This is a genomic window from Brevundimonas halotolerans, from assembly GCF_003730275.1.
In the GTDB taxonomy this organism is placed as follows: Bacteria; Pseudomonadota; Alphaproteobacteria; order Caulobacterales; family Caulobacteraceae; genus Brevundimonas; species Brevundimonas halotolerans.
Genome location: NZ_QTTA01000019.1, coordinates 145701 through 158891, shown reverse-complemented (window position 1 = coordinate 158891; position 13191 = coordinate 145701). Strand labels below are relative to the sequence as shown.

Genomic DNA, 13191 nt, shown 5'->3' with positions numbered 1-13191 from the left:
AGGCTCCGCGAGCCGAGCGATAGGGCAAAAAAGAAACGCCCGATCATGCTTGAGAAGAATTTCGAACCGCAAAGCGCCGAGCCCCGCCTGTACCAGGCGTGGGAGGACAGCGGCCTGTTCGCCCCCCGTGACGCCGCCGCGACCGACGGCGCGGCCGGGGCCTATTCCATCGTCATTCCGCCGCCGAACGTGACGGGCAGCCTGCACATCGGCCATGCGCTGAACAACACCCTGCAGGATATCCTGGCCCGCTATCACCGGATGACCGGCAAGGCCGTGCTGTGGCTGCCGGGCACGGACCATGCGGGGATCGCCACCCAGATGGTGGTCGAGCGCCAGCTGGCGGCCGCCGGCAATGTCGGGCGGCGCGACATGGGCCGCGAGGCCTTCATCGACAAGGTCTGGGAGTGGAAGGCCGAGTCGGGTGGCACCATTGTGCGCCAGCTGCGCCGGTTGGGCGCCTCCTGCGACTGGAGCCGCGAGCGGTTTACGCTGGACGAAGGGCTGAACGCCGCCGTCCGCAAGGTGTTCGTGCAACTGCACAAGGACGGCCTGATCTATCGCGACAAGCGGCTGGTGAACTGGGACCCGCATTTCCAGACGGCCATCTCGGACCTCGAGGTCGAGCAAAAGGAAGTCGACGGCGCCTATTGGCATTGCGCCTATCCGCTGGCCGACGGCCTGACCTATGAGCACCCGGTCGCCTTCGATGACGACGGCAAGGCGACGGAGTGGGAGACGCGCGATTACATCGTCGTCGCCACCACCCGGCCCGAGACCATGCTGGGCGATACCGGCGTGGCCGTGCACCCGGACGATGCACGCTATGCCGGTCTGGTGGGCAAGGCCGTGATCCTGCCGATCACCGGCCGCCGCGTGCCGATCGTCGCCGATGACTATGCCGATCCGACCAAGGGCTCGGGCGCCGTCAAGATCACCCCGGCGCACGACTTCAACGACTTCCAGGTCGGCAAGCGGGCGGGCCTCGCCACGCTCAACGTCATGGACTCTCTGGCCCGGATCACCGCCGCCGACTGCCCCGATGTGCCCGCCGAGTACGAAGGCATGGACCGCTTTGCGGCGCGCAAGGCCATCGTCGTCCGCGCCGAGGAAGAGGGCTGGCTGAAGGCCATCGAGAAGACCAAACACATGGTCCCGCACGGCGACCGCTCGGGCGTGGTCATCGAGCCGTGGCTGACGGACCAGTGGTACGTTGACGCCAAGACGCTGGCCCAGCCGGCCATTGCGGCGGTCGAGACCGGCAAGACCACATTCGAGCCCGCCAGCTATTCCAAGATCTATTTCGAATGGCTGAGAAACATCGAGCCGTGGTGCATCAGCCGCCAGCTGTGGTGGGGGCACCGCATCCCGGCCTGGTACGACGACGACGGCAATATCTATGTCGCCGAGACCGAGGAAGACGCTCTCGCGCAGGCGGGTGGCAAGCCCCTGACCCAGGACGAGGATGTTCTCGATACCTGGTTCTCCTCCGCCCTGTGGCCCTTCTCGACCATGGGCTGGCCGGAGAAGACGGAAGACCTTCAGCGCTTCTATCCGACCTCGGACCTGGTCACCGCCGCCGACATCATCTTCTTCTGGGTCGCCCGGATGATGATGATGGGCCTGCACTTCATGGACGAGGTGCCCTTCCACCGCGTCATCATCAATGGCCTCGTCCGCGACGAGAAGGGCCAGAAGATGAGCAAGTCCAAGGGCAATGTCATCGACCCGCTGGAGATCATCGACGATCTGGGCGCCGATCCGCTGCGCTTCACCATGGCCATCCTGTCGGGCACGCGCGACATCAAGCTGAGCCGCCAGCGGATCGAGGGCTATCGCAACTTCGGCACCAAGCTGTGGAATGCCGCGCGCTTTTCTCAGATGAACGGCTGTGCCCGGGTGGAGGGTTTTGACCCGGCGGCCGCCGAGGCCACCATCAACCGCTGGATCCGCGGCGAACTGGTCAAGGCCGAGCGCGAGGTGGCGTCGGCCATCGAGGGCGGCCGGTTCGACGATGCGGCAGGCAGCCTCTACCGCTTTGTCTGGAACATCTTCTGCGACTGGTATCTGGAACTGGCCAAGCCGGTGTTCCAGGGCTCGGACGCGGCGGCCGGGGCCGAGACCCGCGCCATGACTGCCTGGGTGCTGGACCAGACCATCAAGCTGATGCACCCGGTCATGCCCTTCATCACCGAGGAGCTGTGGGCCCAGACCGCCGACAATGGCGCGGCGCGCACCGAGCCCCTGCTCATCGGCGCCGCCTGGCCCGAACTGGCCGACAGCCTGATCGATACGGAGGCGGCAGCCGAGGTCAGCTGGCTGATCGAGACGGTCGAGGCCGTGCGTTCGCTGAAGGGCGAGATGAGCGTGGCCACGACCCGCCCGCCGCTGACCTTTGTCGGCCCGGACGCCGCCACCACGGCCCGGATCGACCGGTATCGCGAGATCCTGATGACGCTGGCCCGGGTGTCCGAGGTGTCGGTCGCCGAGGCCGCGCCCGAAGGGGCGGTGACCTTCGTCGCGGGGGGCGCCACCGCGGCCCTGACGCTGGCCGGTCTGGTCGATATCGCCGCCGAACGCGTCCGCCTGAACAAGGAGATCGCCGCCTTTGACAGCGACATCGGCCATTTCGGCAAGAAGCTGAACAACCCGAACTTCGTGTCCCGCGCGGCGCCGGAGGTGGTTCAGGAGCAACGCGACAAGCTGGCCGAGGCCGAGGCCGGCAAGGCGCGCCTGCAGGAGGCTCTGGAGCGACTGAGCCGACTGGGGTGAGCGTCCGCCTCGACCAGCTGCTGATCGCACGCGGCCTGTTCGACAGCCGGCCGCAGGCACGCGCGGCCATTGAGGCGGGCGGGGTGACGGTGGCGGGGCAGGTGGTCACAAAGCCTGCCGCCAGGGTGGCCGAGGATGCGGTCATCGAGGCCGAGGCCGCCCATCCGTTTGTCGGGCGGGGCGCGCTGAAGCTGGATCATGCCCTGACGCTGTGGCCCATCGCGGTCGAGGGGCGGAGCGTGCTGGACGTCGGCGCCTCGACCGGCGGCTTTACCGAGGTCTGCCTGATCCGGGGGGCGGCCCGGGTTCATGCGGTCGATGTCGGCCATGGCCAGCTGCACGAGCGGATCGCAGCGGACCCCCGCGTGGTGGTGCTGGAGCGCACCGATGCGCGCGACCTGACCGCCGACCAGATCGAACCGGCGCCCGAGCTGATCGTCTGTGACGCCAGCTTCATCAGCCTGTTGAAGGTGCTGCCCGTGCCCCTGTCGCTGGCGGCGCCGGGGGCGGACCTCGTGGCGCTGGTCAAACCCCAGTTCGAGGCGGACGGGCCAAAGGATGTCGGACGGGGCGGGGTAATGCGCGACCCCGAGGCGCGTCAGGCAGCGCTGGCGCGGGTGTCCGCCGGGGTGGAGGCGTTGGGCTGGACCGTCCAGGCCTCGGCCGAGAGCCCGGTCACCGGCGGCGACGGCAATGTCGAATATCTGCTGTGGGCAAAGGGTCCCCACAATTGAGGAGACGCCACCGGGGGATTGCTCCTCCGGCGGCGTCCCTCCACGTCGTCGACAGACAGGGGGGCTGAAATTAGTCGACGACGCGATACTGACCCCGGGCGTCGCGGCAGGCGCGGACGTAGCGCACCTCCTGACGGCCATCGGGAAGACGGATGGTGCTTTCACTCAGGCTGCAGTCCTGACCCCGGGCGCGATCGTCATAGCGACGGTCGTCGTAACCCCGGTCGTCGTATCCGCGATCGTCGTAGCGGCGATCATCATAGCGGGGATCAGGGTAGCCCTGATTGTAGCCGTAGGGCTGGCGGCGCTGGGGCTGCTGGTACCCATAGCTGCGGTTGTCGTAGCCGCGCTGGTCATAGCCGGCCTGGCACTGGCCCGAGCTTCCGCCCACTCCGGCACCGATCACGGCCCCCAGTACGCCACCGATGACACTGCCTTCGGTGCGCCTGCCCCGGGCGCTGACCTGGGATCCGGCCACGGCGCCCAGGACGGCACCAAAGGTGGCACCGGCGGCCTGACGCTGCCCACGGCCCGACTGGCAATAGGACTGCTGCGGATAGGACTGGCCGTATCCCTGGCCATAGCCGTACGGCTGGCCATAGCTCTGGGCGACGGACGGGCTGGCGGCCAGCAGGCCCGCGGCAGCGATCGCCGAAGCGATGATACCGGCACGGATCGGGGTCTTGTGCATCGCGGGCTCCTTGTTTCTGAGGGACGACTTGCCCCTGTGATGACCCCTTGTAGGGAGGCGGGACTGAACGGCATTTGAGCAGCCCGTTCATCTTCGTTCAGGTTTCGGGCAGGGGTGCCGGTTTGCTCTGGGCCGCGAAAGCTGCTTGGAGGCGCCATGCGTGAACGGCTGACGATTTCCCATGTGGGCGCCCAGGGCGACGGGGTGGCCCCCGGCCCGGTGTTCGCCCCCCTGACGCTGGCGGGCGAGGTGATCGAGGCCGAGGTCAGGGATGGCCGCGCCGAGGGGCTGACGCTGATCGCGCCGTCACCCGAGCGGCAGGTGCCGCCCTGCCCCCATTTCGGCACCTGCGGCGGCTGTGCCCTGCAGCACTGGCAGACCGACCCCTATCTGGCGTGGAAGGGCGAGCAGGTGCGGCTGGCGCTGGCCCGACAGGGGCTGGAGCCCGACATCCGGCCGACCGTCGGCATCCCGCCCGCGACCCGGCGGCGGCTGGCCCTGCATGCCCGGCGCGCCGCCGACGGCACCGTCTCCCTCGGCTTCAAGGGGCGGCGCTCGTGGGCGCTGGTGCCGATCCAGACCTGCGTGATCGCCGACCCGCGACTGGTCGAGGCCCTGCCCCGACTGATCCCGGTGGCCGCCGCCTTCCTCGACCACCCCAAGTCGGCCCCGACCCTGCATGTGACCCTGACCGAGACCGGTCTGGACGTCGACGTCACCGGGGTCGAGCGGCGCTCGGGCGGCCTGCCCGCCGACCGCCGCCAGCAGGCCATCCGCGCCGCCGAGGCCGCCGATCTGGCCCGCCTGAGCCTTGCCGGCGAGGTGCTGGCCATGCGCCGGGCGCCGCGCGTCCGCTTCGGTCCGGCCGCGGTGACTCTGCCGCCCGGCGGCTTCCTGCAGGCTGTGCCCGAGGCCGAGGCCGCCATGGTCACCCGGCTGCTGGAGGGGGTGAAGGGCGCGAAACGGATCGCCGACCTGTTCTGTGGCGCGGGCACCTTTACCTTTCCGCTGGCCTCGGTCGCGCCGGTGCTGGCCGCCGACGCCGCCGAGGGGGGGATCGCTGCCCTGAAGGCCGGGCGGGCGGGGCTGAAGGGTCTGTCGCCGATCGAGGCCGTGGCCCGCGACCTGTTCCGCCGCCCGCTGACGCCCCATGACCTGAAGGGCATCGACACGGTGGTGTTCGACCCCCCGCGCGCCGGGGCCCAGGCCCAGGTCGAGCAGATCGCGGCCTCCGGCGCCACCACCGTGGTCGGGGTGTCGTGCAACCCCGTGACCTTTGCCCGCGACGCCCGCATTCTGGTCGAGGCCGGCTTTGTGCTGGAGGCCGTGACCCCCATCGACCAGTTCCTGTGGTCCGCCCACGTCGAACTGGTCGGCACCTTCCGGCGGTAAGCCTCACGTCCCGTCGAACAGGTCCATCTGGGGGCGGAACTCGGGCGGGACCTTGAAACGGGTGATGTCCAGCAGGGGCTGGGGCGTGTCGAGGCCATAGCGTTTGGCGGCGGCGCGATAGCGGGTGGCGATCAGTTGGGCGACGGGGCCGGTGCCCTTCATCCGCTGGGACCAGTCGGCGTCATAATCCTTGCCCCCGCGCGTCTGGCGGATCAGCGACATGACGCGTCTGGCGCGGTCGGGGCGGGCGTCCTCGAGCCATTCGCGGAACAGGTCCTTGATCTCGAGCGGCAGGCGCAGGGTGACATACATGGCGCGGGTCGCCCCGGCCCTGGCCGCCGCCTTCAGCACGTCTTCCAGCTCATGGTCATTGAGCCCGGGGATGACCGGAGCAAAGCCGACGCCGACAGGCACGCCCGCGTCTGACAGGCGCTTGATCGCCTCCAGCCGCCGTTCGGGGGTCGAGGCGCGCGGCTCCATCGTCCGGGCCAGCGACCGGTCGAGAGTGGTGATCGAGACGAACACCTGGGCCAGGTTCTCCCGCCCCATGGGGCCGAGGATGTCGAGATCGCGGGTGACGCGGAACGACTTGGTGATCAGGCTGAAGGGCTGATTGAAGCGCTGCATGACCTGCAAAAGGCTGCGGGTCGTCTGCCGCTCGTCCTCGACCGGCTGATAGGGGTCGGTGTTGCCGCCGACATGGATGCGTTTGCAGACGTATTTCGGGTGGGCCAGCTCCCGTTCCAGCAGACGGGCGGCGTCGGGTTTGACGAAGATCCGGCTCTCGAAATCCAGCCCCGGGGACAGGCCCATCCAGGCATGGGACGGCCGGGCGTAGCAGTAGATGCAGCCGTGCTCGCAGCCCTTGTAGGGATTGATCGAGCGGTCGAAGCCGACATCCGGGCTGGTGTTCTTCGAAATGATGGTCCTGGGCCGCTCGATCAGCTGTTCGGTGCGCAGCGGGGCGACCTCGGCGTCGTCGGAGGTCCAGCCGTCGTCCATGGCCTCGGCCACGTGTGGCTCATAGCGACCGGTGGCATTGGAGCGCGCGCCCCTGCCCTTGGGCGCCTTGCGGACTGTCGTCTGGACCATGCGCGGAACTATGGGCCGCGCATGAGAACAAATCAAGAACTGGCGACCCCGGCAGGACTCCAACCTGCGACCTCGGCTTTAGGAAAGCCTTGCTCTATGCAGCTGAGCTACGGGGCCGTCGGGGGTGGACCTAGCGGGTCGCGGGAAACAGGGGAAGCGCCCGGGTGTCCTCCGGGCTGAAAAACGTGCGGATCCTGCGGCCGGCCCGGTCGACGGTTGTGGTTAATCGGCATTAAGATACAATATGTTGCGGTGAACAAACCCCGAATCTCTGGGTGTCAGTGATTCGGTCCTGATTCGTTTCGCGCTTGTTCCACACGCGCGCCGTCCCCTGTTAATCGGGCCGCTGCGGCGGGCGGGACGATTTATCCGGTTGAGTCCCCGCTTCGCGCGCCCCACCTTGAGCCTGTCATGAGCGATCGCCCCACAGGTCAGTCGGCAGCGCAGGTTGTGGCGGTGCTGGGGCCCACCAATACCGGCAAGACCCATCTGGCGGTCGAGCGGATGCTGGGCCATGCCTCGGGCATGATCGGCCTGCCGCTGCGGCTTCTGGCGCGGGAGGTCTATGAGCGGGTGGTGCGCCAGCGAGGCGCGGCCTCGGTCGCCCTGATCACCGGCGAGGAGAAGATCGTCCCCGAGCGACCGCGCTATTTCGTCTGTACGGTCGAGGCCATGCCGATGGACCGGGCGGTCGACTTTGTGGCGGTCGATGAGATCCAGCTGGTCGCGGACCCCGAGCGCGGGCATCTGTTCACCCACAGGCTGCTGCATGCCCGGGGCCGGTTCGAGACCCTGTTCCTGGGCGCCGGGACGATGGCGCCGCTGATCCGGCGGCTGGTGCCCGATGCCGAGATCCGGCACCGGGAGCGGCTGTCGCAGCTGAGCTATGCCGGGCCGGCCAAGCTGACCCGGCTGCCCAAGCGGTCCGCGGTCGTCGCCTTTTCGGCCGAGCAGGTCTATGCCATCGCCGAACTGTTGCGGCGCCAGAGGGGCGGGGCCGCGGTGGTGATGGGTGCGCTCAGCCCCCGCACGCGCAATGCCCAGGTGGCCCTGTTCCAGTCGGGCGAGGTGGATTTCCTCGTGGCGACCGATGCCATTGGCATGGGGCTGAACATGGATGTCGACCATGTGGCCTTTGCCGGGCTGAAGAAGTTCGACGGGCGGCGGACGCGGCATCTGCATGCGCATGAGATCGGCCAGATTGCCGGGCGGGCCGGGAGGCACCTGCGCGACGGCACCTTTGGCGTGACGGCCCAGGCGACCGACCTTGATCCCGATCTGGTCGAGCAGGTGGTCGAGCACCGGTTCGATCCGGTGCGGGCGGCGGAATGGCGGAACGGCCGGCTGGATTTCGACAGCCTGCCGGCCCTGATCCGCTCGCTGGAGACGCGGCCGGACTGGCCGGGACTGGTGCTGTCGGCGCCGGCGCTGGACGAGGTGCTGCTGAGGCGGGCCGCGCGCGAGGACGATGTGCAGCGCATTGCCCGCTCACGCGGCAGTCTTATGCGGCTGTGGGACTGCTGCCAGATGCCCGACTTTCCCAAGACCACGCCGGAGGAGCATTTCCAGCTGGTCATGCATCTGTTCGAGGCGCTGACCGGGCCGCGCGGGCGGGTGACGGAGGACTGGTTCGCGGGCCGGTTTGCCGGTCTGGACAGCGATGAGGGGCAGATCGACCGGATTTCCGCGCGCCTCGCCGGGGTGCGGACGCTCAGCTACATCGCCAACCGACCCGGCTGGCTGGAGGCCGCGGCCCACTGGCGCGAGCGGACGCGGGCGCTGGAGGACCGGCTGTCGGATGTGCTGCACGAGCGGCTGACCGCGCGCTTCGTCGATCGGCGCACGACAGTGCTGATGCAGGCGCTGAAGGACTATGGAGAGGCCGACACACAGGTCTCGGACGACGGCGAGGTCTCGGTAGAGGGGCAGGCCGTCGGGCGCCTGACCGGCATCAGCTTCAAGGCCGAGGCGGGGGCCAGCGCGCTGGAGACGCGGGCGCTGGGCCGGGCCGCGCGGCAGGCCGTGGCGCCGGAGATCGAACGACGGCTGGGGCGACTGGCGGCCGAGCCGGATGAGGCCTTTGGCGTGACGCCCGAAGGCGCGGTGCTGTGGCGCGGCGTTTGGGCGGGGCAGATAGACCCCCGTGGGGACTGGTTCGCGCCGCGAGTCCGGCTGCTGGGCGAACTGGGTTCAGCAGCGGCGCGTGAACGGGCGCAGCGGCGGCTGGAGGCCTGGCTGGCGGGCGAGACAGGCCGGGCGCTGAAACCCCTGAAGCGACTGAAGACGGCGATCGAGAGCGGCGCCCTGAAGGGACTGCCGCGCGGGCTGGCCTTCCGTCTGCTTGAGGCGGGGGGCGTCATCGACAGGGCCGAGGTGGAGCGCGATCTGGCCGCGCTCAGCCAGGCTGAACGCCGCACGCTGCGGACATTCGGCGTGCGCATGGGCGCCCATTCCGTCTGGCTGCCGGCTCTGTTAAAGCCCCGCCCCCGCGCGGTCGCGCAGGCGTTCACCGGCGGATGGGCATTCCGGGGGCGCAGTCCGGGCGTGACGCTGTTGCCGTCTACCCCTCCCCCGCCGCGGAGGTTGTCGGCCTTCGGTCTGCGCGCGGTGGGTCGATACGTCGCCCCGGTCGAACTGCTGGAGGCGATGGCCGAACGGCGGGCGGCCGGAAAGGGCACGCTGTCCGCAGACGATCTGCGGGACCTTGGCATGACCATCGGCGAGGCCACGGCCTTGATTGCCGCCCTGAAGACGACCCGCGCGCGGCAACCCGATCGACCGGGACAGACTCCGAAGCCGGTGAAGGACTCCCCGTTCGCGGTCCTGCGGGCTTTGGCTGCGCCGCTGGATCCGGCTGCCCGGACCAAGCGCCGCCGCCCGCGCCGCGCCCGCTCGTCAACGGGAGGCACATGAGCGACAGCGCCGAGATCTGCCGCCTGGATGTGTGGCTGTGGCGGGCGCGGCTGTCGCCGACCCGGACCGAGGCCGCGCGCATTATCGAAAAGGGCCGGGTGCGGCTGACCCGGGCGGGGCAGCAGGCGCGCATGTCCAAGGCGGGCTATCGCGTGCGGCCGGGCGATGTGGTGACCCTGATGCGGGGCGAGCGGCTGGTCGAGGCGCGGATCGTCGCGTTCGGGACGCGGCGTGGGCCTCCGGCAGAAGCCGCGAGCCTGTATGAAGACCTGACGCGACCGCCGCCGGAGGGTGCCGACGGTTGACACCGGCGCGATCGGGGGCCATCTGCCGCGTCCGGCCCCCGGCTGATCCTCCGACCCCCGGTTTCGTTCATGACCTACATCGTCACCGACGCCTGCGTCCGCTGCAAATTCATGGATTGCGTCGAGGTGTGCCCGGTCGACTGCTTCTATGAGGGCGAGAATTTTCTGGTGATCGCGCCGGACGAATGCATCGACTGCGGCGTCTGCGAACCCGAGTGCCCGGTCGATGCCATCAAGCCCGATACCGAGGACGAGCCGGACGGCAAATGGCTGAAGGTCAACGCCGACTTTGCCAAGATCTGGCCGAACATCACAGTCAAGGGCGCACCGCCTGCCGACGCTGAAGAGTTCGAGCGAGAGACCGGAAAGTTCGAAAAATACTTCTCGGAAAAGCCGGGCAAGGGCTCCTGACGGCGGTTTTGCGCAACGGATGGGCAGCCGACGGCCCCATTCCGGTCACAATATGCCCCTCCCCCATGGTCATGCTTGGGGATATTTTGAATTTTCCGCTTTTTGTGATAGATTGATCTCATTCGGTCGGATGGCCCGCGACGCGCTCGCACCATCCGGAGTGACGATAGAACCCCGACATAAACCGGGGCGGCCAGAGGTTTGGTGATCCGTTTCCGCATCTGAGATCGACAGTCTGCCGGCGCCGCTTTGCCGGACGGGACAGGTCGTCTTCGATGCCGAGGTGAATTGCGATCGTCTGCGTCCGTGAAAGGAAATGACATGACGAGCAAGAGTGGTCTTGAATTCAAGGTTGGCGACGCGGTCGTCTATCCGGCTCACGGTGTCGGCAAGGTTGCCGCCGTGGAGACCCAGGAAGTCGCGGGCATGACCCTGGAAGTCTATGTCGTAACCTTCGACCACGAGAAAATGACCCTGCGCGTCCCGACCAACAAGGCCAAGACCGCCGGTCTGCGCTCGCTGGCCGCCGAGGATGTCGTCAGCCGCGCCCTGGTGACGCTGAAGGGCCGCGCCCGCATCAAGCGCACCATGTGGTCGCGTCGCGCCCAGGAATATGAGGCCAAGATCAACTCGGGCGACCTGATCTCGATCGCCGAAGTGGTACGCGACCTGCACCGCGCCGACACCCAGCCGGAACAGTCCTATTCGGAGCGCCAGCTGTACGAATCGGCCCTGGATCGCATGGCCCGCGAAGTCGCCGCCGCCAACCGCATCGACAAGGACGCGGCCGTCGAGCTGCTGGCCAAGTCGCTGAGCGCCAAGAAGGCCCCGCCGGCCCCGGCCGCCGCCGAAGCGGCCTGAGTTCAGGCAACAGGCTGAGAAGAATGAAGGCCCCGGAGCGATCCGGGGCCTTTTTTCGTGCGCCCTCTCAGCCGGCCTCGAGCGATTCGAGATACGCGATCAGGTCGCGGATCTCGTCAGGCTGGAGCTCGACCTGGGGCATGGCGGGGTGGGCGGTGGTCAGGCCCTCGGCCAGGGCTTCCTGCAGGAAGCGGACGGGATAGGTGTCGTGCAGGTCACGGAACGGCGGGGCAGCAGTCATGGGGCTGGCGCCGCTCGGGCCGATGGCATGACAGGCGGCACACCGGGTCTGGGCAAGGACCTGGCCCCGCATGACGGACTCTGCAGACGCCTCTACGCGGGCCTCCGGGGCCTCGGATGAAGACGGGGCGTCGGGGAAGGCCGCACAGGCTGCCAGAGCCGCCACCCCAGCAGCAGCAAGGGGGAAAAGGATCAGTGCGCGCATGACAGAGCTCCCGGTCGGGTCGCTCCAGTCCAGCACGGACCCGACGCGATGACCTTGACGTGGATCAAGGCCGGTGTCCCGGACGTTGGGCACTATGAGCCCTATTCATCACGACGTCGCCTCCGGTGTGGAAGTGACCAGACGCGGGAGCCCGCCATGACCTCGACCCTGACCCATATCCGTCTTGAACTGGCGCGCGAGCCCGGCTCGCCGGCCGGCAACCCGCAGGACGGCTGGGACATCGTGGCGGTGCTGGATGCAGACGGCCGGCTGGATGCTGCGGGATGCCGGGACCAGTCAGACCGCCTTCACGTCCGCCGGTTCGAGGACAATCAGACCATCGCCACCGGGACCCTGCGTCAGGGCCCCGGCGGCAAATGGCTGCTGGACCTGGCCCCCGAGGACGCGCCCGACGCCACGGGCTTTCGCTTTGGCGAAGAGCGGTTCGTGGCCGGGGAATACGTCAGCCTGATCAATGCCGACGGCGAAACGCATGCCTATGTCGTGGCCAAGGCCGCGCCGCTTTGATCAGAAATATTCGGCGCCGGCCGGGCAGGTGGCGCTGATCCGGCGGGCAGTGATGCTGGCCGGGATGTAGGGCGTGCCGCGCGCCAGTTGGGCCCCGCCGTTGAAGCGGAAGCTTTCCGGCGCATACGGCCCGTTCAGGCGGACGCGCACTGTGCGGTCCTTGTGGTCGCGGCAGATGCCCTCGAAGCGCGCCTGTCCGTTGCCGACCTCACGCACCGGATAGGTGCAGGACCAGCGCCGGGTCGACAGGCCGCTGAAGAAGCGGGTGATCTCGCTGGGACGGACGCATTTGGTCTCGGTATCGCGGATGCCGAGCGCGCTGGTCGTATATTCCCAATAGCCGGGCAGCGGCGTGCCTGCGGCCTGGGGCGCGGTCGCCGACGACGGCACGGTCATCAGCATGCCCAGTGCCAGTGCTCCGCCCGCAATCGGGAGCGCGCGGGCGAGGAAACGGGTGCGGCCTTGTGTGTTCGTCATGTCAGCCCTCTCTGAAAGCTCGGAGATCGATATATGACCTGTGTATGTGTCCGCAATTGAACGGCGGCTGAACGATCCGTAATTGTGCCGTTGGGGCAAGCACATTCCCCCGCCGGAATCCCCCGCGCGCGGCCTTGACGCCCGGCCCCCTCCTCCTCTATACGACCGCCTCTCGCGCGGGACAGGGTTTCGCGTGCACCCAATGTTTCGTGCCCGGTATCTTTTGCACCGTGGCGCCAATGAGGATCAGTCCATGTCGCGTCGTTGCGAACTCACCGGGATCGGCCCGATGGTCGGCCATTCGGTCAGCCACTCGAACATCAAGACCAAGCGCCGGTTCCTGCCGTCGCTGAAGACCGTCAAGGTCGCGTCGGAATCGCTGGGCCAGACCTTCAGCCTGCGTATCTCGAACGCCGCCCTGCGCACCCTGGACTACAAGGGTGGCCTGGACGCCTTCATCGTCAAGGCTCGCGACGAAAAGCTGTCGACCGCCGCCCAGCGCATCAAGCGCCAGGTGAAGGCCAAGCTGGCCGAGCAGCAAGCCTCCTGATCCCCTTCGGGTTCATCCAG

General features: G+C 68.4%; 13 protein-coding genes and 1 tRNA gene. 9 read left to right on the top strand and 5 right to left on the bottom strand.

What is annotated here, in order from left to right; genetic code table 11:
• Nucleotides 1-45: 45 nt before the first annotated feature.
• Complete coding sequence (locus EG854_RS09690; RefSeq protein ID WP_123287909.1) at nucleotides 46-2772, top strand: valine--tRNA ligase; 2727 nt, start codon at nucleotides 46-48, stop codon at nucleotides 2770-2772.
• Nucleotides 2769-3506: a TlyA family RNA methyltransferase gene (locus tag EG854_RS09685; protein ID WP_123287908.1), complete on the top strand. Its 738-nt coding sequence runs from the start codon at nucleotides 2769-2771 to the stop codon at nucleotides 3504-3506. The genes EG854_RS09690 and EG854_RS09685 overlap by 4 nt, the downstream gene beginning before the upstream one ends.
• 70 nt (nucleotides 3507-3576) lie before the next feature.
• Here EG854_RS09685 and EG854_RS09680 read toward each other — a convergent pair whose 3' ends face one another.
• Nucleotides 3577-4197: a glycine zipper 2TM domain-containing protein gene (locus EG854_RS09680; RefSeq protein ID WP_123287907.1), complete on the bottom strand. Its 621-nt coding sequence runs from the start codon at nucleotides 4195-4197 to the stop codon at nucleotides 3577-3579.
• 156 nt (nucleotides 4198-4353) lie between these two features.
• Here EG854_RS09680 and EG854_RS09675 point away from each other — a divergent pair, with 156 nt between their 5' ends.
• Nucleotides 4354-5589, top strand: a complete 1236-nt coding sequence (locus EG854_RS09675) for a class I SAM-dependent RNA methyltransferase (RefSeq protein ID WP_123287906.1) — start codon at nucleotides 4354-4356, stop codon at nucleotides 5587-5589.
• Between the two features lie 3 nt (nucleotides 5590-5592).
• On the opposite strand, the gene EG854_RS09670 is transcribed toward EG854_RS09675, so the two are convergent.
• Both EG854_RS09670 and EG854_RS09665 read right to left on the bottom strand, forming a co-directional pair.
• On the bottom strand, nucleotides 5593-6681 hold the full coding sequence (locus tag EG854_RS09670; protein ID WP_123287905.1) for a PA0069 family radical SAM protein: 1089 nt from the start codon (nucleotides 6679-6681) through the stop codon (nucleotides 5593-5595).
• Between the two features lie 40 nt (nucleotides 6682-6721).
• A tRNA-Arg gene (locus EG854_RS09665) sits at nucleotides 6722-6798 on the bottom strand.
• 294 nt (nucleotides 6799-7092) lie between these two features.
• Here EG854_RS09665 and EG854_RS09660 point away from each other — a divergent pair.
• The 4 genes from EG854_RS09660 (at nucleotide 7093) to EG854_RS09645 (ending at nucleotide 11171) form a co-directional block, all read left to right on the top strand.
• Nucleotides 7093-9594, top strand: coding sequence for a helicase-related protein (locus tag EG854_RS09660; protein WP_123287904.1), 2502 nt, complete (start codon nucleotides 7093-7095; stop codon nucleotides 9592-9594).
• Entirely contained in the window at nucleotides 9591-9899 is a 309-nt protein-coding gene (locus EG854_RS09655; protein ID WP_123287903.1) for a S4 domain-containing protein, read from the top strand. Before EG854_RS09660 ends, EG854_RS09655 begins: the two co-directional genes overlap by 4 nt.
• Nucleotides 9900-9968: 69 nt before the next feature.
• On the top strand, nucleotides 9969-10310 hold the full coding sequence (fdxA, locus tag EG854_RS09650) for a ferredoxin FdxA (protein WP_123287902.1): 342 nt from the start codon (nucleotides 9969-9971) through the stop codon (nucleotides 10308-10310).
• Between the two features lie 321 nt (nucleotides 10311-10631).
• Entirely contained in the window at nucleotides 10632-11171 is a 540-nt protein-coding gene (locus EG854_RS09645; RefSeq protein ID WP_123287901.1) for a CarD family transcriptional regulator, read from the top strand.
• Nucleotides 11172-11238: 67 nt separating this feature from the next.
• On the opposite strand, the gene EG854_RS09640 is transcribed toward EG854_RS09645, so the two are convergent.
• Nucleotides 11239-11616 carry a c-type cytochrome gene (locus tag EG854_RS09640; protein ID WP_123287900.1) on the bottom strand — a complete coding sequence of 126 codons (378 nt, stop codon included), beginning with the start codon at nucleotides 11614-11616 and terminating at the stop codon, nucleotides 11239-11241.
• 156 nt (nucleotides 11617-11772) lie between these two features.
• On the opposite strand from EG854_RS09640, the gene EG854_RS09635 reads away from it, so the two are divergent.
• Nucleotides 11773-12144, top strand: coding sequence for a hypothetical protein (locus EG854_RS09635; protein WP_123287899.1), 372 nt, complete (start codon nucleotides 11773-11775; stop codon nucleotides 12142-12144).
• On the opposite strand, the gene EG854_RS09630 is transcribed toward EG854_RS09635, so the two are convergent.
• Nucleotides 12145-12621: a DUF3617 domain-containing protein gene (locus tag EG854_RS09630; RefSeq protein ID WP_123287898.1), complete on the bottom strand. Its 477-nt coding sequence runs from the start codon at nucleotides 12619-12621 to the stop codon at nucleotides 12145-12147.
• A 253-nt stretch (nucleotides 12622-12874) separates the two neighbouring features.
• On the opposite strand from EG854_RS09630, the gene rpmB reads away from it, so the two are divergent.
• Nucleotides 12875-13171 carry a 50S ribosomal protein L28 gene (gene rpmB / locus EG854_RS09625; RefSeq protein WP_123287897.1) on the top strand — a complete coding sequence of 99 codons (297 nt, stop codon included), beginning with the start codon at nucleotides 12875-12877 and terminating at the stop codon, nucleotides 13169-13171.
• Nucleotides 13172-13191 lie beyond the last annotated feature (20 nt).